The following is a 22,890-nucleotide window of genomic DNA, read 5'->3' as shown; positions in this document are numbered from 1 at the left end:
CCTTGGTAGAGAATCAGATTGTCTAGATCCAGATTTTTCTACAGCAAGGCCCTCGTGTTCAACGCTACTCTTCAATGCCCTGACCTGACTACTTTCTGCCGCCTTGACAGGCTTGGTCTGGAAGCGACCGGGCAGTTCCTTGCTCCTGATCGTGCTGTGATTGCCTGTCGGGTGGTGGCCACGGATGAATGGTGCCGTAAGTGTGGCGGCCAAGGTATCCCGCGGGATACAGTGACCCGGGAACTCGGCCATGAACCCTTCGGCTGGCGGCCGACGACGTTGCTGGTCCGGATCCGCCGCTATCGGTGTACCGGGTGCGGTCATGTCTGGCGGCAAGACACCACCCAGGCGGCCGAACCACGGTCAAAGCTTTCCCGTCGCGGCCTGGTGTGGGCGTTGGAAGGCATCGTGTGCCAGCACCTCACCGTCGCTCGCGTCGCCGAGGGGCTGGGCGTGTCCTGGAATACCGCGAACAAGGCCGTGTTGGCCGAAGGACGGCGGGTGCTAATCAATGACCCCACACGCTTCGACGGAGTAAAGATCATCGGTGTTGACGAGCACGTGTGGCGCCACACCAGGCATGGAGACAAATACGTCACCGTCATCATCGACCTCACCCCGGTCCGCGACAAAAAGGGCCCCTCCAGGCTGCTGGATATGGTTGAGGGCCGTTCCAAACAGGTCTTCGCTACCTGGTTGAAGGAACGCCCTCAAGCTTGGCGTGACGGGGTGGAAGTCGTGGCCATGGACGGGTTCTCCGGGTTCAAAAGCGCTGCCGCCGAAGAGCTGCCTGCCGCTGTTGCGGTGATGGATCCATTCCATGTCGTCCGTCTTGCCGGCGACGCGCTCGATGACTGCCGTCGCCGGGTGCAGCAGGCCACGTGTGGGCATCGGGGACGAGCCGGGGATCCGCTCTACAAAGCCCGGCTGACGCTGCATACCGGTGAAGGATTGCTGACCGAGAAACAACAAAAGCGAATCGCTGATCTCTTCGCCGAGGAGAAACATGTCGAAGTCGAAGCTACGTGGGGCGCCTATCAACGCATGATCGCCGCTTACCGGGCAGAAGACCCGGCCCAAGGTAAGAAGCTCATGCAAGCCCTCATTGATTCCCTCAGCAGCGGGGTCCCTGCAGCTCTGAAAGAACTGAAAAAGATGGGCCGAACACTCAAACGCAGGGCAACTGACATCCTCGCGTACTTCGACCGTCCGGGAACTTCTAACGGCCCAACTGAAGCAATTAATGGAAGATTGGAACACCTCCGAGGATCCGCCCTTGGCTTCCGCAACCTCACCAACTACGTCGCCAGATCACTGCTGGAATCCGGCGGCTTCAGACCGAAACTACACTCTCAATTCTGAAGAGCCTCCAATGTTGCACGAAGGATTGCCATCTGGACATTTGCAGCTAATTGCTTGCCCCGCCAAAAGTCAGTTCAAACCCACTCGACTGCTGTTTCATTCCTCGTTCGGATGCAAGGATGAGGCATGACATCAACCCCTGTACAGGTGCGGGACCTCAAGAAGTCCTACGGTGGATTCACGGCAGTGGATGGCATCAGCTTCGACATCCACGAAGGCGAAACCTTTGCCCTGCTGGGCCCCAACGGCGCTGGCAAGAGCACCACGATCGAGATCTTGGAAGGCTACCGCGACAGGTCCGCGGGCGAGGTCAGCGTTCTGGGCGTCGATCCGCAGCACGGTGGGCTGGAGTGGAAGGCACAGCTGGGGATCGTGCTTCAGTCGACCGGAGAAAGCGGAAACGTCACCGTCCTGGAGCAACTGGGCCACTTTGCCGGGTACTACCCGAAGCCACGCAAGGTCGCCGAGGTGATTGACGCCGTCGGGCTGGGCGGGAAAGAGAAGACCAGGATCAGCAAGCTCTCCGGAGGACAGCGCAGGCGGGTGGATGTGGCGCTGGGCATCATCGGACGCCCCAAACTGCTGTTCCTGGACGAGCCAACCACCGGTTTTGATCCGGAAGCCAGGCGCCAGTTCTGGGACCTGGTCAACCAGCTCAAGGCCGAGGGGACCACCATCCTGCTGACCACACATTACCTGGATGAGGCCGCAACCCTGGCCGACCGGGCCGGTGTCATCGTGGGCGGCAAACTGGTGGACATCGGACCCATCGATGACATTGGCGGGCACGACGCAAAGGTGCCGCTGGTGCGGTGGAGGCAGGACGGCGTCGTGCGTGTTGAGCGCACAACGGAGCCGGCCGCACTCGCGGCCCGGCTTTATGCGGAAGCCGGCGGGGAGGTGCCGGGGCTGGAAATCACCCGGCCCAGCCTCGAAGACATTTATCTGGACTTGGTGGGAAACCATGGCGGCGAGGAATCGGAAGGCAGTGCGGCGTGAGAACACTGCAGCTGGGCACCTCGCGCATTGGCTACGAACTGCGGCTGTACTTCCGCCAGGGCGATTCGGTGTTCTTCACCTTTCTATTCCCGATCCTGATGCTCTCGGTGTTTGCCGTGGCGTTCAGCACCAGCCCCAAGATCGGTGCGGACATGCCCGGCGGCGGCATCACGTATGCGGCGTTCTACCTGCCCGGCATGGTGGCTGCGGGCATGCTGCTCAGCGGCGTACAGAACCTGGGGGTGGACATTGCCGCGGAGAAGGGCGACGGCACACTGAAGCGGCTGGGCGGCACTCCCCTGCCGGTGTTCTCCTATTTCATGGGCAAGATCGGCATGGTGCTGGCCAGCTCGGTACTGCAGGTGATCCTGTTGTTGCTGGTGGCCCGTTTTGCCTTCGACGTCGACCTGCCCACCGAGGCATCCAAATGGCTGACGTTCGCCTGGGTGTTCCTGTTCGGTGTCATTACGAGCTGTGTTCTGGGCATTGCGCTCTCGGCACTGCCGCGGACAGGGAAGAGCGCCACGGCCGTGGTCATCCCGATTGTCCTGCTGCTGCAATTCATTTCCGGCGTCTACCTGCCGTTTTCCCAGCTTCCCGCCTGGCTGCAGAACTTTGCCGCCATTTTTCCGCTGAAATGGATGGCACAGGGCATGCGTTCGGTGTTCCTGCCGGCCTCGTTCGAGGCCTCCGAGCCCGGGGACGCCTGGAACCTGGGACTGGTGGCGCTGGTGCTCGCGGTGTGGCTCGTGGTTGGCCTGGTGCTGTGCCGCCTCACCTTCCGCTGGATCCGCAAGGACAGCTGAGGCACTGGCCGGGGCGCGTCAGTAGTACACCGCCAGCGGGCCGCGCGGGCCGTCGATCACCTGGACGGGGGTGTCGAAGACGCGGCTGAGGACGTCGTCGCGCATGATCTCCTCCGGGGTGCCGAACTCCACGACCTCGCCGTCCTTGACCGCGCAGATGTGGTCCGCGTAGTGGGCGGCAAAGTTGATGTCGTGCAGCACGATCACAATGGTCCGGCCCAGCTCCGACGCAGCCCTCTGCAGCAGCGCCATCATCTGGGCGGAGTGCTTCATGTCCAGGTTGTTCAGCGGCTCATCCAGCAGGACATAGTCGGTGTCTTGCGCCAGCACCATGGCCACGTAGGCGCGCTGGCGCTGGCCGCCGGAGAGCTGGTCCAGGTAGCGGTTTTCCAGTTCCCCAAGGTTCAGGAAGTCGACCGCCTGGCTGATGGCCTCCTCGTCGGCCACTGTCAGCCGGCCCTTGGAGTGCGGGAACCGGCCAAAACCCACCAGCTGGCGCACCGTCAGGCGGGCTACGAAGTGGTTCTCCTGGCGCAGCACGGACACAACCTTCGCCAGGTCCGCCGACTTCGTGGACGCCACATCCCAGCCTGCAATCTCAATGGTTCCGGCGTCGAGCCCCAGCAGCCGGCCGACCATGGTCAGCAGCGTGGACTTCCCGGCACCGTTGGGCCCCACCAGGGCCGTGACTCCCCCGGCGGGGATCACCAGGTCCACCGGGCCGATGGACACCTCGCTGTTGTAGCTTTTCCGGACGTCGGTCAGCGTGATCACAGTCGACCCTTTCGCAAAATAAAGAACAGGAACACAGAGCCGCCCACCACTTCGATGATGATGGAGACAACCCCTTCGGCATAAAAGACGTTCTTCATGACGAAGTACGAACCGCTCAGCACCACAAACCCCACGAGCGCCGCAATCGGGAAGACCAGCCGGTGGTCGAAGGTGTCGGCCAGCTGGTAGGCGAGCGTCGCCACGAGGAAGCCCAGGAACGTCATGGGCCCCACCAGCGCGGTGGAGGTGGCCATCAGGATGGACACCAGGAACAGCACCCGCATGACCTCGCGGCGGTGGTTCAGGCCCAGGCCGGTGGCGGTGTCGGAGCCCAGGGCAATGATGTTCAGCCGCCGGGAGTTGAGCAGCAGCAGCACCCCTGCGCCCACGCACAGCGGGATGGCGATGGGCAGGTAGCTGACATCGGCGTTGGTGACGGAACCAAAGAGCCGCGCCGTCAGCACGTCGAATTCGCTCGGCGTCAGCAGCCGCTGCATGAACGCCGAGACGGAGCCCAGCCCGCCGCCAATGATGATGCCCACCAGCAGCATGACGTGCAGGTTGCCGTACTTTCCGCTCAGCAGCCAGCCGTACAGCGCCATGGACAGTCCCACCATGATGAAAATCTGGAGCACAAACTGCGGCACTCCCTGCACCGCGGTCACCCCGGCGGCACCCAGGAAGAACACGGCGCCCGTCTGAACGGCAATGTAGAGCGATTCAAAGCCCATGATCGACGGCGTGATGATCCGGTTGTTCGTGGCCGTCTGGAAGCTGACCGTCGCCATGGCCTGGCACACCGCCACCACCGCCATGACCACCACGCTGGTGCCGCGCATCTGCGCAATCCGCCAGAAGCCGTCCGACCCCACCGGCATGGGGTTGCCCCACGCAAGCAGCCCGAACGCAAAGCCGGCAGCAAGGACCAGCAGCACGGTGAGCACCACCGCGTAGCGCCGTTGCGCACGGCGGGTGGGCAGGGAGGCGGCGCTGCGCCCGCTGTGCCGGGTGCCGCCGTCGTGCTTCCCCAGGGAAGCCAGCGGCTTGGGAAGCCCGACGGCGGGTGTCTTGCGTTGGGTGGGCCGGGGCGCGGGGGTCTCAAGCACGGCGGCGCTGCCGGAGGACCAGGGCGATGAAGACAGCCGCACCAACGACGCCGAGGATCAGGGAGACGGGCACTTCAAAGGGCATGATGATGGTTCTTCCGACGAGGTCGCAGACGGTGACGATGGCGATGCCGAGCAGGCACACCCAGGGCAGGTTGCCGCGGAGGTCGTCGCCGCGGACCATGGAGACGATGTTCGGCACAATCAGGCCAATGAACGGCAGGGAGCCCACAACCACCGTGACAACGCCGGTGGCAATGGCGATCAGGCCCGTGCCGATGAGCATGATCTGGTGGTAGTTCAGGCCGACGTTGGTGGCCACGTCCTCGCCGAGGCCGGCCACGGTGAAGCGGTCCGCGACGAGGAAGATCACGACGCCCACGAGGGCCACGATCCAGAGGACCTCGTACTGGCCGCGCAGGACGGAGGTGAAGGAGCCGGCGAACCAGATGCCCAGGCTTTGGAGCATGTCGGTCTGCAGGGCGATGAACGTGGAGACTGCCCCGACGACAGCGCCGAGCATGATGCCCACGATCGGCACCGTCAGCGACGCCTTCAGGGACACGCGCCGCAGAAACAGGAAGAAGATCATGGTGCCGATGAACGCGGCGAAGACCGCGCCGGACATCTTGGTGAGGATGCTGGCGTGCGGGTTGATGATCATGACGGCCAGCAGGCCCAGGCCCGCCCATTCGGTGGTGCCGGTGGTGGTGGGCTCGACGAAGCGGTTTTGCGTGAGCAGCTGCATGACGAGCCCGGACATGGCCATGGCGGCGCCGGCCAGGACCAGTGCGATGGTGCGCGGGATGCGGGTGATGGCGAACATTTCCCCGCCGTCCTCTCCGCCGAAGATGTCGTACACGCCTGTGAACAGCGAGAGCGCCAGAAGGGCCGCGACGACGGCGATGCCCACGAGCAGTTTGGGCTCGAACAGCCTGCCCTTGGAGCGTTTGGCGGCGCCGTTGACGGCGACGGGCTTCAACGTGGTACTCATGCAGCGGTCCCTTCAGATCCTGCCAGCAGACAGCAAAGCAGCGGCACCGGCATTGCTGCCGGAACCGCCACTGAGCTGGTAAAAACTATGACTACTTGGCTTCCAGCGCATCCGCGAAGGAGTTCAGGAACTCCGTGTAGGTCTGGATGCTCTCATTCGTGTAGGTGTCAGCCGGCATGTAGACGATGTTGCCCTCCTGGGTGGCGGGGACGTTCTTGAGCGCCTCCGACTTTTCCAGGAGCTCGTTGGCCGGGGAGTAGCCGGCGTCATCGGCGGAGACGGCGGCGTCGCGGTCCATGACCAGGATCCAGTTCGGCTTGGACTTGGCGATGGCCTCGACGGAGATGTCATCGCCCTGGTGGTCGGTGCTGGCGTCCTCAACCTCGAGGGCCGGGGTCAGTGCCAGGATGTCAAAGAGGGGGCCGAGGGTGCGGCCGGAACCGGGGGCTGCATAGTTGATGTTGCCGCCGGAGGTGATCACGCCCATGACAGTGTCTTTCGGGTCGTAGGCGGCCTTGACGCGGGCCACGGCAGCGTCGAAGTCACCGGCCAGCTTCTTGGCTTCGGCCTGCTTGCCGAATACCTCGCCCAAGACCGTGACTTGGCGCTTCAGCTCGGCGTCGAACGGCTCGCCGTCCCTGGGGTCCAGCTCGAGGACGGTGGCGTTGGGGGCCAGCTTGGTGAAGTCGTCGTGGTACTGGGTGAAGCGCTGGCCGTTGATGATCACCTGCGGCTCTACGGCGACAATGGCTTCCAGGTTGGGTTCGCGGTGGCTGCCCAGGTCGACGATGGACTTGTCCTGGGTGTACGGGCTGCTGTCGGGCATCAGCGCCACGGCGCCGGCGGTGAGCTTCACGCCCCAGTCGGAGAGGGTTTCGAAAGTCCGGTTGTCCGTGGCCACGACCGACGTGAGCGGGGTGGCGATGGTGTGCTCGCCATTGTTGTCCTCCACCGTGACGGTGGCGGCGCCGGCAAGATCCGCGGGGGCGGTGGCTTCGGCTCCGCAGGCAGTCAAGGCCAGCAGGGCGGCAGCAGCCCCAAGGGTCAGCAGGCGCTTCTTCAACATGTTGGTACTCCGAACTCTCGGTAAGCTAAGGCAACCCTAACCGGGCATAAACAACAGCTAATACGATAGAAAATAATTACGCAACTTACATCTCGCGTATTTGACGTGACGCTCGTCACCGACCCCCGTACGGCTACTCTTGTCGCATGGCCTCCGACGCAATTTCCCCGCTCCTGACCCCTGCCGGCTGGGAACTGCTGTCCTCGCTGGGCCCCTACCGCGAGGCCGATTCCCTCAAGGTCAACGAGTCGCTGCGCAAGGCCGGGCACTCCCCCGAGCTCGTTGCCGCGGCACTGACCCAGTCCCGGCTGCGCGCCAAGGCCGAGGCCAAGTTTGGCGAGTTTGCCCACCAGATGCTGTTCACCCAGGCGGGCCTGGAGCAGGCCACGCGCCTGAGCATCGCAGCCCTTCACGCACAAAGATTTACGACGGCGGGCATCACCTCCGTTGCCGACCTCGGCTGCGGGCTGGGTGCCGACTCGCTGGCGATGGCCAGCCTGGACATCAACGTCACCGCGGTCGAAATGGACGAGGTCACCGCAGCCTGCACCACCATCAACCTGATGCCGTTCCCGCATGCCAAGGTGGTGTGCGGCCGCGCCGAGGATGCCGACCTGGACGGCATCGGCGGCGTCTGGCTGGACCCGGCCCGGCGCACCACCAGCACCTCCGGCACCACCCGCCTCTTTGACCCGGAGGCGTTTTCCCCGCCGCTGTCCTTCGTGGAGGAGCTGGCGGACCGGGGGCTTGCCGTCGGCGTGAAGATGGGCCCGGGCATCCCCCACGAGGCCGTCCCTGCCACCGCCGAGGCGCAATGGATTTCCGTCAACGGGGATGTCGTTGAGGCGGGGCTGTACTTCAACCAGCTGGCCCGGCCCGGCATCCGCCGCTCGGCCCTGGTGGTGGGCCCGTCCGGCATGAATGAGATCACCAGCGCGGTGGCGTACGACCCCGCCGCGCAGGACGCCGAAATCGGCCCGGTGGCGGGCTACCTTTACGAACCCGACGGCGCCGTCATCCGCGCCGGCCTGGTGGCTGACCTGGCCCGCAGCATGGGAGCGCACCTGCTGGACGAGCACATCGCCTACCTGTCCTCGGACGATCCGGTGCACACTCCCCTGGCCCGCTGCTACAAGGTCCTGGAGGTCAAGCCGTACAACGTCAAGGCGCTCAAGGCATGGGTCAAGGCCTCACGGATCGGCGTGCTCGACATCAAGAAGCGCGGCATTTCCGTCACGCCCGAGGAACTGCGCCGCCAACTGCTGACCGGCTCCGGCAAGGGCCCCAACAAGGCCACGCTGGTGCTGACCCGGATCGGCGAGGACCGCGTCGCGATCGTGGTGGAACCCCACGGCTGGTAGCCCTCCCGCCCCATCGACCCTGTCGCAGCAATGGCAGGTTTTCACCCGACCCGATCGCACCAATGGCTGAAAGTCACTGGACGCGATCGCACCAACGGCCGCTTTTTGTCCGTCCATGCCGCACCGGCGGCATCCGGCCGCACCCGTGCCGCGCCGGGGCGCGAAATCGGCGCCAACAGACCCGCCAATGGTGCGAGGGCGTTGCCGGGATTTCCGTCATTGCTGCGACAGCGTCACGGGAAAACACGCCATTGGTGCGACAGCGTCGTGATCAGGAACGGGAGAAGGCCGAGGCCTCCTTCACCAGTTCCGGGCTGGGGCGCACTCCCGTGTAGAGCACAAACTGTTCCTCGGCCTGGATCGCAATGACCTCGGCCCCCGTGATGACGTGCTTACCGGCAGTCCGGGCCGCCGTGATGAGCGGCGTCTCGGACGGAAGGGCGACGACGTCGAACACCACCTGCGCTGCTGCAATCAGCGCACCATCAAAGGACTGCACCGACTCGTCGGCGCCGGCCATGCCCAGCGGCGTGACGTTGACCAGCACGTCGGCGGGCACATCCCCGGGCTCGGCCAGCCAGGCAAAACCGTACAGCGCGGCAAGGGCCCGGCCCCGCTCCTCGTTGCGGGCCACAATCGTGACGTTCGCGAATCCGGCGTCGTGCATGGCGGCGGCGACGGCCTTGGCCATGCCGCCGGAGCCGCGCAACAGCACGGTGCCGGCCGGGTCAACCTTGTACTCGTCGAGCAGCCGGGCGATGGCAAGGTAGTCGGTGTTGTAGGCGGTCAGCACGGCGTCGGTGTTCACGATCGTGTTGACCGAATCGATGGCGGAAGCGGAGGCATCCATGACGTCGACGAGCGCAATGACATCCTCCTTGTACGGCATGGACACGGCGGCGCCCCTGATGCCGAGCCCGCGGATCCCGGCCACGGCCTGCGCGAGGTCAACCGGCGCGAAGGCCTTGTAGATGAAATTCAGGCCGAGGGAGTCGTAGAGGTAATTGTGGAAGCGCGTGCCAATGTTGCTGGGCCGCGCGGCGAGGGAAATGCACAATGTCATGTCTTTGTTCAAAATAGGCACCTCTCAAGTGTGCCCCATGTCCTGAACTACAATCAGAAGGCAACCGGCGTCCTGCCGCCTTGCAGCCGTGATCGAAACAGTGTCAAGGGGGCGTCGCACGTGAAGATTGACTTCGCGAAATCTGAGCAGTCAACGCTGGGCCTTGAATGGGAAATTGCGCTGGTTGACGCGGAAACCGGGGAGCTGGCTGCCCGCGCCAACGATGTCTTTGAGAACATCGAGGCCGCCCACCCGGAATTGATGGCCGACGGCGAGCATCCCCACATCAAGGGCGAGATGCTGCAGAACACTGTCGAGTTGGTCACAGGCGTGTGCCGCACCGTGGCCGAGGGCACCGAGGACCTGCGACGCAACCTGAACGTCCTGCGCGCTGCGTCCGCCCCGCTGGGCCTGGAACTGCTCAGCGCCGGAACCCACCCCTTCAGCAACCCCCGCACGCAGGCCGTCACTGACAAGGAACGCTACGCGAAACTGGTGGACCGGACGCAATGGTGGGGCAGCCAGATGCTGATCTACGGCGTGCACGTCCACGTTGGCCTGGACCACGTCTCCAAGGCCATGCCGGTCTTGGACGGGCTGGTCAACTACTTCCCGCATTTCCAGGCGCTCTCCGCCTCCTCCCCGTATTGGAACGGCGAGGACACCGGCTACGCCTCCCAGCGCGCCCTCATGTTCCAGCAGCTGCCCACCGCCGGGCTGCCGTTCCAGTTCCCCGACTGGGCCGCCTACGAGTCCTACGTGCAGGACATGTTCACCACCGGGGTCATCGACGCCACCAATGAAATCCGCTGGGACATCCGGCCCGTCGCCGGCCTGGGCACCATTGAAATGCGCATCTGCGACGGCATGTCCACGCTGGAGGAAATCGGTGCCATCGCAGCCCTGACGCAATGCCTCGTGGAGGATTTTTCCAACACCTTGGACGACGGCGGCACCATCCCCACCATGCCACCCTGGCACATCCAGGAAAACAAGTGGCGCGCCGCCCGGTACGGCATGGACGCCATCATCATCCTGGATGCGGCCGGCAAGGAACAGCTCGTCACCGAGCACACGGTCGAGCTGCTGAACAGGCTCGAACCCGTGGCGGCCAAGCTGGGCTGTGCCGATGAGCTGGCCAGCGTGGAACAGATCATCGCCACCGGCGCCAGCTACCAGCGCCAGCGGCGCGTGGCCGCCGCCCACAACGGTGAGCTGCGCGCCGTCGTGCGTGAACTCGTGAAGGAAATGGCGGGCAACTAGTCCCCACACCCTCCCAGTGTGCAGCCGCCGGTGCGCCTGAACATTGGGCCCCTCGGGCGCGGGCGCCCAAGCCGGCTTGCCCCTATTCGGGCAGGACGACCAGCTCAAGGTACGCGCGCAGGCAGCCAGCCATGTCAACATCGCCGGGGGCCATGAGCCACTGTGTCTGAATGCCGTCCCACAGGGCGATCAGGCTGGCCGCGGCCTGCCCCGGATCCACGCCGGGACGCAGCCGCCCCTCGTCGGCGAGCGCCGAGAATGCCCTGAAATAACTGCGGCGCAACCTTTCGTAACGTTCGGTGAAGAAATCCAGGCCCGGATGGTTGTCGGTGATCGACTCGGCACACAACACCGCGTAGAGCTCAATGACTCCGGGCACGGTTTCATTGAAGCGTGCCTGGCGGACCACGGCATCCACCAGCGATTCCTCCGGATCCCGGGGATGCCCGCCGCCCGTGACGGTGTCACGCCAGTTCAGCACGGCCAGCAGCAGATCGCTCTTGGACGGGAAGTAGTGCAGCAGGCTTGTCTGGCTCATACCCACCTTGTCTGCCACGTCCTGCAGCGAGCCGCCCCGGTAGCCGCGTGCGGCAAATACTTCATGGGCGGCGGTGACGATGCTCTCCCGGCGCTGCTTGGACTTGGCATAGGGTCCGCGCTTGGTGGACGGGGCGGCTGGGGTGGTGGTCATGGAATGTCAGCTTAGCCCACATTCCGAGTAACCTCATTGAAATTCGAGTAAACACTCGAGATTTGTGGTAACTTTTCTTCCGTCCCCAAAAACGGGCGTTCCAAACCTTCCTGGTTTACCCAAGGCAGGCCGCCGGACCCCCAACACAACGAAGTGAGAGAGCAGGCCATGCCACGCATATCACGAAGGCAACTGCTGCACGCCGGCCTCGGCACGGCCGCGCTCGGACTGCTGTCCGGTTGCGCCACGCCGGGAACCCGGTCCGTAAACGCTGCACCAACCATTGCCTCGGTCCCCGGCCAAAAGATCACCATTGAATACTGGTCCTGGCTCAAGAACCTGCAGCCGGTGGCGGACATCTGGAACGCCGCAAACCCGAATGTGCAGGTCAAGACAGTGTGGATCCCCGGCGGCAACCAGGGCGGCTACCCCAAGCTGTACTCCGCGCTGGCCGCAGGGGGCGGGCCCGACCTTGCCCATGTGGAGTACGGCGTCATCCCGTCCTTCATGATGGTCAACGGGCTGGTGGACCTGACCCGCTACGGCGCCGATGAGTTCGCCGGCCGCTACGACAAGACGCTGTGGAGCCAGTCGAGCTATGCGGGCGGCGTGTACGGCATCCCCCAGGACTCGGGCCCCATGGCCACGTTCTACCAGCCCGAAATCCTGGACAAGGTGGGCGCCACCGCCCCCACCTCCTGGGACGAGTGGGCCCAGGTGGCCGCCGAGCTTCGCAAAGCCAAGAGCTACATGGACTGCTTTCCGCTCGCAGAGGCCGGCTTCTTCACAGCCCTGGCCGCCCAGGCTGGCGCCCAATGGTTCCGGGCCGACGCGGACGGCTGGGTCATCAACATGACCGACGACGCGACCATGAAGGTTGCCCGTTTCTTCGACCAGGCCATCGACCAGGACCTCGTCCAGACCGATTTTGGCGCCTACTCCCCGGGCTGGTTTGCAGCCGCGGGCAAGGGCGAAATCGCCTCATTGACCTCGGCCAGCTGGGGAGACGCGCTCGTCAAGGGCATCAGCGGCGGTGCGGGCAAGTGGAAAGTTGCGGCCATGCCCCGTTGGGGTGCGTCCGGTTTCGGCTCCAGCTACCTGGGCGGCTCGGCCGTGTCCGTCCTGGCCAACAGCAGGCATCCGCGCGAATCCCTGGAGTTCGCAGCCTGGCTGACCTCCACCCAACAAGGCGTGGATGCCGAGATCGAGCATTGCGGCATCGGCTGGTCGCCCGCGACGGACGTCATTGGCACCGCGCGCCAACAGCCGTCGGAGTTTTTCAGCGGCCAAAACTACAACCAGGACATCTTCGCCCCGGCGGCGCTTGAGCAAAACACCCAGTGGTCCTGGTGGCCCTCCCAGCAGCAGTCGTTCAACATCCTCAGCGACGGGTTCCGGTTCAAGGCCTCCGGAACCAGCCTCGTGGACACCGTGGTCAACGCGGAACAGAAAATCATGACCGTTTTCAAGAACAGCGGCTTGAGCATCAGGAAGGAATCGGCATGACCACCCCTCCCACAAGGACCGATCCCGCCGGCGCAGCAGCGGCCCGTCCCGGACGCACGCCCAACACCGGCCAACGGGGCAGCGGCAGGCGCACGTCCGCCGTCGAACGCGCCCCTTGGCTGCTGCTGGCACCCTTCCTCGCCCTCTTCATCCTGACATTCATCCTGCCCATCCTGGCCGCCCTGCTCTCCAGCTTCACCAAGGTCACGCGCAGCGGCCTGTTTGGCGAGGCCGGCATCACGAGCAAATTTGCCGGTTTCTCCAACTACGCGCAGGCACTGGCAGATGGAAACTTCGTCGCCTCCATGGGCCGCATGCTCCTTTTCGGCGTGGTGCAGGTCCCGGTCATGATCATCATGGCCACCATTTTGGCGCTGCTGCTGGAGTCAGCCTCGGCCCGGTGGCCTGCGTTCTTCCGTGCAGCCTATTTCCTGCCGTACGGCGTGCCGGGCGTGATCGCCACGATCCTCTGGTCCTTCATGTATGTTCCCGGCCTGAGCCCGTTGATCGACATTGCCGGCTGGTTCGGCCTGTCACCCGATTTCCTGGGGCCGAGCACCGTGCTGTGGTCGATCGCGAACATTGTCACGTGGAGCTACACCGGCTACAACATGCTCATCATCATCGCCCAGCTCAAGGCCATCCCCACCGAGGTGTACGAAGCGGCCAAAATGGACGGCGCATCCCCCGTCAAGGTGGCGCTGGCCATCCAACTGCCGCTGATCAAGCCGGCCCTGGTGCTGACCACCATCTTCTCCATCATCGGCACCCTCCAGTTGTTTGCCGAACCGCAGGTCCTCAAGACAGTGTCCCCGGCAATTGACAGCCAGTACACGCCGAACCTGAGCGCCTACACCACAGCCTTTGCGTACAACGACTACAACGTGGCCGCCGCCCAGGCCGTGCTCATCGCCCTGGTCGCTTTCGCGCTCTCCTTCGCTTTCCTGGCGTTCACGAATAGGAAGTCATCATGACAGCACAGTTGACCGGTTCATCCCCGAAGCCCGCAGTGAAGCCGACGGCTAAATCAAAGGCACCGGGCCGCAAGAAGGGCACCTCGATCCTGGTCACGGGCATTCTGGTGGTGGCCGCCCTGTACTTCCTGGCACCCGTGTACTGGGTGGTCGTCGCATCAACCAAGTCCACCGCCGACCTGTTCGCCACCAACGGCTTTGCCTTCGCCGAAACCTTCAACCTGTGGCACAACCTGTCCCAGGTGCTCAGCTACGACGGCGGCATCTTTGTCCGCTGGTTCCTGAACTCGGTGCTGTACGCAGGTGTCGGCGCCCTCCTGGCCACCTACATCGCAGCCGCCGGCGGCTACGCCCTGGCCAAGTACAAGTTCCGCGGCGCCAACCTGGTCTTCGGCATCATCCTGGGCGGCGTCCTGGTGCCCGGCACGGCCACGGCGCTGCCGCTGTTCCTGCTCTTCAGCCAGATGGGGCTGGCCAACACGTACTGGAGCGTCCTGCTTCCGTCCCTGGTCTCCCCGTTCGGGCTGTTCCTGTGCCGCATCTACGCCCAGGCCACGGTTGATCCCGCCCTGCTGGAAGCCGCCCGCCTCGACGGCGCCGGCGAGATCCGCATCTTCCACACCGTGGGCCTGCGCGTGCTGACCCCGGCCCTGGTCACCGTGTTCCTGTTCCAGCTGGTCGGCGTCTGGAACAACTACTTCCTGCCGCTGGTCATGCTCTCCGACACGAAGCTGTACCCCATTACGCTGGGACTGAACAACTGGCTGAGCCAGGTCAACCGCCTGCCGGAGTTCTATCAGCTCACCACCGGCGGGGTTCTCCTGTCCATCATTCCGCTCGCCATCGCCATGGTTGTGCTGCAGCGCTTCTGGCGCGGCGGCCTCACAGAAGGATCCGTTAAGTAATGACACCCCTACCCGCCGACGTTTCGTACATCACCGACCAGGGCCCCGGCTCCGGTGCGCGCGTGCCGGCCCGCTCCTGGCTGGACTCCGATGCCCCCTCGCTCTCACTGAACGGGGACTGGCGCTTCCGCCTGCTGCCCGCCGCGCCCGGAACACCCGGCGCCGGATCCATCCTGCCCGCCGGCGAGGCGGTGGAGGGAATCGCCGCCGAATCCTACGACGACGCCGGCTGGGACACCCTGCCCGTCCCGTCCCACTGGGTGCTGCAGGGAGGTGGCAAATACGGCCGCCCGATCTACACCAACGTGCAGTACCCCTTCCCCATCGACCCTCCCTTCGTCCCCGACGCCAACCCCACCGGCGACTACCGCCGCAGCTTTGACGTCCCCGCCGCCTGGTTTGAAAGCACGACGGCGGCACTCACCCTGCGCTTCGACGGCGTCGAATCCCGGTACAAGGTTTGGGTGAACGGGCAGGAAATCGGGGTGGGCTCGGGCAGCCGGCTCGCCCAGGAATTTGACGTCACAGGGGCCCTGCGACCAGGCAGCAACGTGCTTGTTGTGCGCGTTCACCAATGGTCGGCCGCCAGCTATCTGGAGGACCAGGACCAGTGGTGGCTGCCGGGCATCTTCCGCGACGTCACACTGCAGGCCCGCCCCGCCGGCGGCATCACCGATGTCTGGCTGCGCACCGGGTGGACCGCCACCGGCGGCCCCGGAATCACCGGCACCGGCACCCTCGACCCGGAAATCACCGCGGGCCCGGATGCCTTCCCGGTGACGCTTGAGGTGCCCGGGCTGGGAGTTTCGGTCCGCTGGGACTCGCCGTCCGACGTCGTACCGTTCCAGGTGGAGAACGTGGAGCCTTGGTCGGCGGAGGTCCCCCGCCTCTACGAAGCCACCGTGTCCAGCGCCGCTGAGACCGTCAGCCTCCGGCTGGGCTTCCGCACGGTGGAGATCGTGGGCGACCAGTTCCAGGTCAACGGCCGCCGCGTGGTGTTCCACGGCGTCAACCGGCATGAGACGCACCCGGACCGCGGACGCGTCTTTGACGAGGCGGATGCCCGCGAGGACCTGGCCCTCATGAAGCGCTTCAACGTCAACGCCATCCGCACCAGCCACTACCCGCCGCACCCGCGCCTGCTGGACCTGGCCGACGAGATGGGCTTCTGGGTCATCCTGGAATCCGACCTGGAGACCCACGGCTTCCACCGGCAGGGCTGGGTGGACAACCCCAGCGACGTCCCCGCCTGGCGGGACGCGTTCGTTGACCGGATGGAACGCACCGTGGAGCGGGACAAGAACCACGCCTCCATCGTCATGTGGTCCCTGGGCAACGAGTCCGGCACGGGCGCAAACCTGGCCGCCATGGCCGCCTGGACACATGCCCGGGACGCCTCCCGGCCCGTCCACTACGAGGGCGACTACACCGGCGCGTACACGGATGTGTACTCGCGCATGTACTCCTCCATCCCGGAGACGGACTCGATCGGCCGCAACGACTCCCACGCGCTGCTCCTGGGCTGCGACGCCGCCGAATCCGCCCGCCAGCGCACCCGGCCGTTCATCCTGTGCGAGTACGTGCACGCCATGGGCAACGGCCCCGGCGCCATGGACCAGTACGAGGAGCTTGTGGACAAGTATCCGCGCCTGCACGGCGGATTTGTCTGGGAATGGCGCGACCACGGCATCCGCACCCGCACGGCCGACGGCACGGAGTTCTTTGCCTACGGCGGCGACTTCGATGAGGTGATCCACGACTCCAACTTCGTCATGGACGGCATGGTCCTCTCCGACTCCACCCCCACGCCGGGCCTGTACGAATACAAGCAGATCGTCTCGCCCATCAGGCTCTCCCTCGCCGCGGACGACGGCGGTGCGCCGCGGCTCAGCGTGGCGAACCTTCGCCACACGGCTGACGCGTCCGACGTCGTGCTGCGCTGGCGGGTGGAGCACGACGGCACCCTTGCCGCTTCTGGCGAGCTCGCTGCCGCCGGTGCCGACGGTCCGCTGCGGGCAGGCGAATCCGCCACTTTCACGCTGCCGCCCGTCGCTGCCGCGGCGCAGGGCGAGACGTGGCTGGGCGTCGAGGCGGTGCTGCGCGAAGCCACGCAGTGGGCTGAGGCCGGGCATCCCCTGGCCGAAACCCAGCTGGATCTCTCCGCGCCGCGCGTTGCACCGCGTGCGCCCCGCCCGTCCGCGCCCATCAACGGTGCCGCTCCCGCTGGGCTGGGCCATGCCCAGTTCGACGGCGGTTCGCTCGTTGCGCTGGCCGGCCTGCCTGTGTCCGGTCCCCGGCTCGAGCTGTGGCGGGCACCCACGGACAATGACAGGGGCAAGGGCTTTGGCGCCTACGGTCCGGAAGATCCGTGGCTCAACAACGGGAAGGGCGTTCCGGCACCGTCGTCGGAGGCCGTGTGGCTGCAAGCCGGGCTGGACCGGCTGGTTCGGAGGGTTGAGGACGTGTCAGCACTGCCGGACGGGCTGCGGGTGCGGACCCGGTACAGCGCCGCCAACAGCGCCGACAACGTCTCGATGGAGGAGACCTGGCAGCTGGCGGGCCGGGACCTTTGGCTGCGCCTGGACATCACGCCCAGCGCCGGCTGGGACCTGGTGTTCCCCCGCATCGGGGTGCGCCTGGACCTTCCCACCGATGTTGACGGCGCCTCATGGTTCGGCACCGGCCCGCGGGAATCCTACCCGGACAGCATGCATGCCACGGCCGTGGGTCGGCACAGCGGCTCCATTGACGAGCTGAATGTTCCCTACGCCCGGCCGCAGGAAACCGGGCACCGCAGCGATGTTCGCTCACTGGAGCTGTCCCGCGGCGGGGTGCCGTGGCTGCGCATCGACGCGGAACCGGACCTCTTGGGACGCCGCCCCGGATTCACGCTGGCGCGGCACACCGCACAGGAGATGGGGATGGCCGGGCACCCGCACGAGCTCCCGGCCCCCAGCCACAGCCACCTGTACCTCGACGCCGCCCAGCACGGGCTCGGCTCAAGGGCCTGCGGGCCGGACGTCTGGCCGGACTTTGCCCTGCGCCCGGAAGCCAGGACGCTGGTCCTGCGCTTCTCCGCCCTCTAGGCAACCCCGCATCACCTAATCGCCGTTTTCCCCAACGCCGCATCACCCGTTGATGCCGCGTTGGGGAAAATGCCCGGACGGCGTTCCGGCGTGAAGTTCTTAGAAATTTCTTAGACGGGGTGCGGGACAGTGGAGGAAAGCGACACTTCACGCGAAAGGCGCCCCCATGGCTGCACCTCCCCCTTCCCGGCAATCCCGGCACGACGCCGGCCCCTCCTCCCGCTCCCGGCTCGCCGTGCTGCCGCTGCTTCCCTTTTGGGGGCTGTGGGTGGCGGTGCTGTCTGCCGCGGTGCTGGCGCTGGGGTTCACGGTCTCGTTCACGCCCGGGTTCACTGCGGAGGAATTTACTGTGGACCAGCAGCTCAGCCGCGGCCATGTAGGTGTGCTGACTGTCCTCGCCATGGCCCTGGACAAGGTGTTTTCACCCGCGGGCGGGGTGGTGCTGATCGCGATCGTGTGCCTGTTCCTGCTCCTGGTGCGCAAGGCCCCTGTCGACGCAGTTACCTTCGGCGCCGTTGCGGCGTCGGGGTGGCTGTCCAGCCAGTTCTTCAAGGCGGTTGTGGAGCGGCAGCGGCCAAACCCGGCCCTGCTGTTTGACCCGCTGGCCCCGGAAACCGGTTCCAACAGCTTCCCCAGCGGCCATGTCGCCCTGGCGGTGGGCCTGGCTTGGGCGTTCTGGTTCCTGCTGCGCCGCACGCGGTGGGCCCGCCTGGCACTCATCCTGGGGATCCTTGTGCCCGTGGTGGTGGCCTGGTCGAGGCTGTACGTGGGCGTGCACTACCCCACCGATGTTGCCGCGTCCTTCCTGGCTGCGAGCGCCGCCGTGTTTCTGTTGGCCGGGGTGTGGAACGGATGGCTCAGCCCGGTGCTCGCCCGCATCCGCTGGCCAAGGTTCCTGGGGCTGGAGCCGGCCGGCGGTCCCGCGCACCGTTCCCCGGCCTCCGGGTCTACGCTTGAACGCGGGAGCAGTATTTCTTCACCCCGCCGAAACCTTGATTGAGGCCTCCCATGCTGCACACAGTTGCTTTTGCCCTTCCCGCCGCCCACGCCTCCATCCCCGCCGCCGTCCCGGCCGGCCTGCTGGCCGTCATGGACCCGGCCGCGCTGCTGGGCGGGCTGGGGCCGGCCACCCTGGCCGTCGTCGCACTGATTGTCTTCATTGAATCGGGCCTCCTGTTCCCCTTCCTTCCCGGGGACTCACTGCTCTTCACGGCGGGTCTGCTGCACAACCAGCTGCACCTTTCCCTCCCTGTCCTGATCGGCGTGGTGACTCTGGCCGCCGTGGCGGGCGACCAGGTGGGCTACCTGTTGGGCCGCAAGTTTGGCCGCCGCTGGTTCAAGGACGACGCCCGCATCCTCAAAACCAAATACCTGGAGGAGACCGAGGCGTTCTTTGCCAGGCACGGCGGGTGGGCGATTGTGCTGGCCCGCTTTGTCCCCGTGGTGCGCACCTACACCCCGCTGGTGGCTGGCGTGGCAAACTACGACCACCGCAAGTTCACCCTGTGGAACGTGGCAGGCGCCTTGGGCTGGGGAGCCTCCATCACCCTCCTCGGCACCTGGCTGGGCCACTACGAAGTCGTCGCCAAAAACATAGACGTGATCGCCGTCGTGCTGGTCCTGGCATCAGTCCTCCCGGCCGCCATCAGCTTCCTCCTCAAGCGCCGCCGCGCCAGGTCCGCGCCGTCCGCGCCGGCGGAGGAGCCTGCGGGGGACAATAATGAGCATGCACACCCCTGAACTGCCCCGGCTGCTGCTGGTGGAGGACGACCCCGTCCTCGGCCCGCTCATCGCCGAGCTGCTCGCCGGTGACTACAGCGTCCACCTCGCCGCCGACGGCCGGCACGGCCTGCACCTCGCCCTGACTGAAACGTGGGATGCCCTGGTGGTGGACCGTGGGCTGCCGCTGCTGGACGGGCTGGAGCTGGTGTCGGCGCTGCGGCGCAAGGGCATCGGAACCCCCGCCATCATCCTCACCGCGCTGGGCGCCACTGCGGACAAGATTGAGGGGCTCGACGCCGGGGCGAACGACTACATGTCCAAACCGTTTGACGCCGGTGAGCTGAGGGCGCGCCTGCGTGCCATGACCCGCAGTTTTGCGCCTGCGGATGCGCTGTTGGACGTGGGCGGCTGGCTGTTCGACCCGGCCAACCGTTCGCTGCGCTCACCCTATGGGGTCCTGGTGGGGCTGACCGCCAAGGAGAGCGAGCTGCTGGCCCTGCTGGCGGGACACCCGGACAAGGTGTTCACCCGTTCGGAACTGCTGTCCGCCCTGTTCCATGCCGAGGACTCCCCCACCGTCATCGACACCTATGTGCACTACCTGCGCAAGAAGGTGTCAAAGTCCGTGGTCCGGACCGTGCACGGGCTGGGATACCAGATCGGCGACGCCGAATGAGCGCCCGCCGCCCGGCGGCTCCGCACGCCCCCTCCGCCGACTCCCCGCAGCTGCGCCGGGCCGCCGTCACCGTGGGTCTGCGCATTGCCGTGGCCGCCGCGCTCATGGTGGTGGTGGTGATCATTGCAGCCGCGCTGTACATGCTCTACCTCTCGCACCACCCGGACACCGCCGCCGCGGACGCGGCCGACCGGGTTTACGTGGAGTCCAACGACATGCTCAAGGCCATGGCGCTGGCCGGGTTCGCCGGGATCGTTGCCGCGGGGGCCATCGGCTGGCTCAGTGCCCGCAGCGCCATCCGCCCTGTCGGCCGCGCCCTCGACATGCAGCGCCGCTTCGTGCAGGATGCCAGCCACGAGCTGCGCACCCCGCTGGCCATCCTCGACGCCCGCGTCCAGCTCGCCGAACTCAAGGTGGAGCCCGGCAGCGACGCCGCCCGCATCCTTGCCCAGGTCCGCCAGGACACGGCCGCGCTGACGGACACCGTCCAGGAACTCCTGCTGGCCGCCATGGGCGATGCCGGGACCACGTCCGAACCGCTCGCGGTGGCCCCCGTGATTGCGGACGTCGCGGCCGGGCTGCAGGACCTGGCCGCCTCACGCGGCATATCCCTGGCTCCCGGAGACGCCGCCCGGAGTGCCTCCTCCGGGGACGACGACGGACCCCGGGTTCGCATCGCGGCCAACAGTTTGCGCCGGGCCGTCATGGGGCTGGTGGACAACGCTCTGAACCACACCCCGGCCGGCGGGTCCATCACGGTGGTCGTGGCACAGTCAGGGAGCTGGGTGTCCGTCACCGTTTCAGACACCGGCAGCGGCATTGCCGGGATCGAGCCCTCCCGGGTGTTTGACCGCTTTGCCCGCAGCAGCGAAGCCCCGGCGGGAGGTAGGCGCAGCTACGGACTGGGCCTGGCTCTGGTCCGCGAAATCGCAACGGCCGCCGGCGGAACCGTCGAGGTGACCGAGACGGGCCCGTCCGGCACCACCATGACGCTGACCCTGCCCGCCGCCTGACCGCCTTCCCCCACGGACCTCTCCCCACGGACGCTGTCGCAGCAATGGCCGGTTTCCCACGGACGCTGTCGCAGCAATGGCCGGTTTTTCGCGGTCCCTGTCGCACCCGCTGCGACAGGGACCCCGAAAATGCCGCCATTGCTGCGACAGGGATTGTTTGCCGCGCGAGTTAACCGCGGGTTCATGTGGAGGCGCTAGCGTGGATCAGATGCTTCCGTGCACCCGGGCACGGAGCCCAATGCCATCGAAGGACTCTCACTGCCATGAGCACCCACCCCGAGCTTGCCCGCAGGCTGGGCACGGTCGACGCCGTCGTCATTGGCCTCGGCTCCATGATCGGCGCCGGCGTGTTCGCCGCCTTCACGCCTGCGGCCCAGGCCGCCGGCTCCGGGCTGCTGGTCGGGCTGGCCGTTGCTGCGTTCGTCGCCTATTGCAATGCCACCTCTTCGGCCCAGCTGGCCGCCGCCTACCCCACGTCCGGCGGCACCTATATCTACGGGCGCGAGAGGCTGGGGCCCTGGCCCGGGTTCCTGGCCGGCTGGGGCTTTGTGGTGGGCAAGACCGCCAGCAGCGCCGCCATGGCCATGACCTTTGCCGCCTACGCCGCCCCGCCGGGGTGGGAGCGCCCGGTGGCGATTGCCGCCGTCGTGCTTCTCGTGGCCGTCAACTACCGGGGCGTGAGCCGCACCGCGGGCCTGGCCCGGATCATCGTCGCGGCCGTGCTGGCCGCCCTCACCATCGCCGTCGCGGCGGTTTGGGCGGGCGGCGCTGCGTCGCCCGGGGACGTACCGGGCGGCGGGCTGCTGGCGCACGGCTGGTACGGGATACTGCAGTCGGCGGGGCTGCTGTTCTTCGCGTTTGCCGGCTACGCCCGGATCGCCACGCTCGGCGAAGAGGTCAAGGACCCGCGGCGCACCATCCCCCGCACCATCCTGCTGGCCTTGGCCATCGCCGCCGCGGTGTACGCCATCGTGGGCGTCACGCTGCTTGCTGCGTTGGGGCCCGACGGCGTTGCCTCCACCTCCGCGCCGCTCGCCGACGCCGTGGTTGCGGGCGGGTGGGCCTGGGCCGCCCCGGTGGTCCGGGTTGGCGCGGCACTGGCTTCCCTGGGTGCACTGCTGGCGCTGGTTGCCGGGCTGGGCCGGACCACGCTGGCCATGGCGCGGGAGGGCGACCTGCCGCACTGGCTCGCCGCCATCCATCCCCGGTTCCAGGTCCCGCACCGCGCCGAGCTGGCGCTGGGTGCCGTGATTTGCGTGATCATTGCCGTCGCGGACCTGCGCGGGGCCATCGCCTTTTCCTCGTTTGGCGTGCTGGTCTACTACCTCGTGGCAAACCTGGCCGCCTTCACGCAGTCGGGCGCCGACCGCCGGTACCCCAAGGTTCTGCAGGTGCTGGGTGCGCTTGCCTGCGTGGTGCTTGTGGCGACGCTGCCCTTGGCAGCAGTTCTCGTTGGCTTGGTGATTTTCGCCGCAGGTGCCGCCTACCGCATGGCCAGGCTCCGCCGTCGGGCATAGCAGGGT

General features: G+C 66.4%; 20 protein-coding genes. 14 read left to right on the top strand and 6 right to left on the bottom strand.

Features of this window, described 5'->3' with window-relative positions; genetic code table 11:
* The first annotated feature begins 54 nt into the window (after window positions 1-54).
* The 3 genes from JOF48_RS11025 (at window position 55) to JOF48_RS11015 (ending at window position 3,167) form a co-directional block, all read left to right on the top strand.
* On the top strand, window positions 55-1,362 hold the full coding sequence (locus JOF48_RS11025) for an ISL3 family transposase (protein WP_209684305.1): 1,308 nt from the start codon (window positions 55-57) through the stop codon (window positions 1,360-1,362).
* A 126-nt stretch (window positions 1,363-1,488) separates the two neighbouring features.
* The gene (locus JOF48_RS11020) at window positions 1,489-2,361 is read left to right on the top strand and encodes an ABC transporter ATP-binding protein (protein WP_209680632.1); all 873 of its coding nucleotides are present in this window, start codon (window positions 1,489-1,491) and stop codon (window positions 2,359-2,361) included.
* Window positions 2,358-3,167, top strand: coding sequence for an ABC transporter permease (locus tag JOF48_RS11015; RefSeq protein WP_342591220.1), 810 nt, complete (start codon window positions 2,358-2,360; stop codon window positions 3,165-3,167). The genes JOF48_RS11020 and JOF48_RS11015 overlap by 4 nt, the downstream gene beginning before the upstream one ends.
* An 18-nt stretch (window positions 3,168-3,185) precedes the next feature.
* Here JOF48_RS11015 and JOF48_RS11010 read toward each other — a convergent pair whose 3' ends face one another.
* From JOF48_RS11010 to JOF48_RS10995, 4 genes are all read right to left on the bottom strand, one after another.
* Window positions 3,186-3,941 carry an iron ABC transporter ATP-binding protein gene (locus JOF48_RS11010; RefSeq protein ID WP_209680630.1) on the bottom strand — a complete coding sequence of 252 codons (756 nt, stop codon included), beginning with the start codon at window positions 3,939-3,941 and terminating at the stop codon, window positions 3,186-3,188.
* Window positions 3,938-4,972 (bottom strand): iron chelate uptake ABC transporter family permease subunit, encoded by a 1,035-nt coding sequence (locus JOF48_RS11005; RefSeq protein WP_425353735.1) that lies wholly within the window; start codon window positions 4,970-4,972, stop codon window positions 3,938-3,940. Before JOF48_RS11005 ends, JOF48_RS11010 begins: the two co-directional genes overlap by 4 nt.
* Window positions 4,973-5,039: 67 nt before the next feature.
* Entirely contained in the window at window positions 5,040-6,041 is a 1,002-nt protein-coding gene (locus JOF48_RS11000) for an ABC transporter permease (protein WP_209680626.1), read from the bottom strand.
* A gap of 91 nt (window positions 6,042-6,132) precedes the next feature.
* Window positions 6,133-7,107, bottom strand: coding sequence for a siderophore ABC transporter substrate-binding protein (locus tag JOF48_RS10995; RefSeq protein WP_209680624.1), 975 nt, complete (start codon window positions 7,105-7,107; stop codon window positions 6,133-6,135).
* A 146-nt stretch (window positions 7,108-7,253) separates the two neighbouring features.
* Between JOF48_RS10995 and JOF48_RS10990 the strand changes: the two genes are divergently transcribed.
* On the top strand, window positions 7,254-8,468 hold the full coding sequence (locus JOF48_RS10990) for a class I SAM-dependent methyltransferase (RefSeq protein WP_209680622.1): 1,215 nt from the start codon (window positions 7,254-7,256) through the stop codon (window positions 8,466-8,468).
* A gap of 271 nt (window positions 8,469-8,739) precedes the next feature.
* Here the strand turns inward: JOF48_RS10990 and JOF48_RS10985 are convergent, their stop codons facing one another.
* The gene (locus JOF48_RS10985; protein WP_209680620.1) at window positions 8,740-9,552 is read right to left on the bottom strand and encodes a shikimate 5-dehydrogenase; all 813 of its coding nucleotides are present in this window, start codon (window positions 9,550-9,552) and stop codon (window positions 8,740-8,742) included.
* Window positions 9,553-9,651: 99 nt separating this feature from the next.
* On the opposite strand from JOF48_RS10985, the gene JOF48_RS10980 reads away from it, so the two are divergent.
* Window positions 9,652-10,794 carry a glutamate--cysteine ligase gene (locus tag JOF48_RS10980; RefSeq protein WP_209680618.1) on the top strand — a complete coding sequence of 381 codons (1,143 nt, stop codon included), beginning with the start codon at window positions 9,652-9,654 and terminating at the stop codon, window positions 10,792-10,794.
* Between the two features lie 82 nt (window positions 10,795-10,876).
* Here the strand turns inward: JOF48_RS10980 and JOF48_RS10975 are convergent, their stop codons facing one another.
* Window positions 10,877-11,485, bottom strand: a complete 609-nt coding sequence (locus JOF48_RS10975) for a TetR/AcrR family transcriptional regulator (RefSeq protein WP_209680616.1) — start codon at window positions 11,483-11,485, stop codon at window positions 10,877-10,879.
* 168 nt (window positions 11,486-11,653) lie between these two features.
* Here JOF48_RS10975 and JOF48_RS10970 point away from each other — a divergent pair, with 168 nt between their 5' ends.
* The 9 genes from JOF48_RS10970 to JOF48_RS10930 all read left to right on the top strand — a co-directional run bounded on the left by JOF48_RS10970 (window position 11,654) and on the right by JOF48_RS10930 (window position 22,884).
* A complete protein-coding gene (locus JOF48_RS10970; RefSeq protein ID WP_209680614.1) occupies window positions 11,654-12,991 on the top strand; it encodes an ABC transporter substrate-binding protein in 1,338 nt (445 codons plus the stop codon).
* On the top strand, window positions 12,988-13,965 hold the full coding sequence (locus JOF48_RS10965; RefSeq protein WP_209680612.1) for a carbohydrate ABC transporter permease: 978 nt from the start codon (window positions 12,988-12,990) through the stop codon (window positions 13,963-13,965). The genes JOF48_RS10970 and JOF48_RS10965 overlap by 4 nt, the downstream gene beginning before the upstream one ends.
* Window positions 13,962-14,870, top strand: a complete 909-nt coding sequence (locus JOF48_RS10960; protein WP_203313542.1) for a carbohydrate ABC transporter permease — start codon at window positions 13,962-13,964, stop codon at window positions 14,868-14,870. The genes JOF48_RS10965 and JOF48_RS10960 overlap by 4 nt, the downstream gene beginning before the upstream one ends.
* A complete protein-coding gene (locus tag JOF48_RS10955; protein ID WP_209680610.1) occupies window positions 14,870-17,956 on the top strand; it encodes a glycoside hydrolase family 2 TIM barrel-domain containing protein in 3,087 nt (1,028 codons plus the stop codon). The genes JOF48_RS10960 and JOF48_RS10955 overlap by 1 nt, the downstream gene beginning before the upstream one ends.
* Before the next feature lie 166 nt (window positions 17,957-18,122).
* Window positions 18,123-18,956, top strand: a complete 834-nt coding sequence (locus tag JOF48_RS10950) for a phosphatase PAP2 family protein (RefSeq protein ID WP_209680608.1) — start codon at window positions 18,123-18,125, stop codon at window positions 18,954-18,956.
* 8 nt (window positions 18,957-18,964) lie between these two features.
* Entirely contained in the window at window positions 18,965-19,696 is a 732-nt protein-coding gene (locus tag JOF48_RS10945) for a DedA family protein (RefSeq protein WP_209680606.1), read from the top strand.
* The gene (locus tag JOF48_RS10940; RefSeq protein ID WP_209680604.1) at window positions 19,683-20,354 is read left to right on the top strand and encodes a response regulator transcription factor; all 672 of its coding nucleotides are present in this window, start codon (window positions 19,683-19,685) and stop codon (window positions 20,352-20,354) included. The genes JOF48_RS10945 and JOF48_RS10940 overlap by 14 nt, the downstream gene beginning before the upstream one ends.
* Window positions 20,351-21,367 (top strand): sensor histidine kinase, encoded by a 1,017-nt coding sequence (locus JOF48_RS10935; RefSeq protein WP_209680602.1) that lies wholly within the window; start codon window positions 20,351-20,353, stop codon window positions 21,365-21,367. Before JOF48_RS10940 ends, JOF48_RS10935 begins: the two co-directional genes overlap by 4 nt.
* A 263-nt stretch (window positions 21,368-21,630) precedes the next feature.
* On the top strand, window positions 21,631-22,884 hold the full coding sequence (locus JOF48_RS10930) for an APC family permease (protein WP_209680600.1): 1,254 nt from the start codon (window positions 21,631-21,633) through the stop codon (window positions 22,882-22,884).
* Window positions 22,885-22,890: the final 6 nt, after the last annotated feature.

Origin of the sequence: Arthrobacter stackebrandtii, assembly GCF_017876675.1 — a bacterium.
Taxonomy (GTDB): Bacteria; Actinomycetota; Actinomycetes; order Actinomycetales; family Micrococcaceae; genus Specibacter; species Specibacter stackebrandtii.
This window is presented reverse-complemented; position numbering and strand designations above follow the sequence as displayed.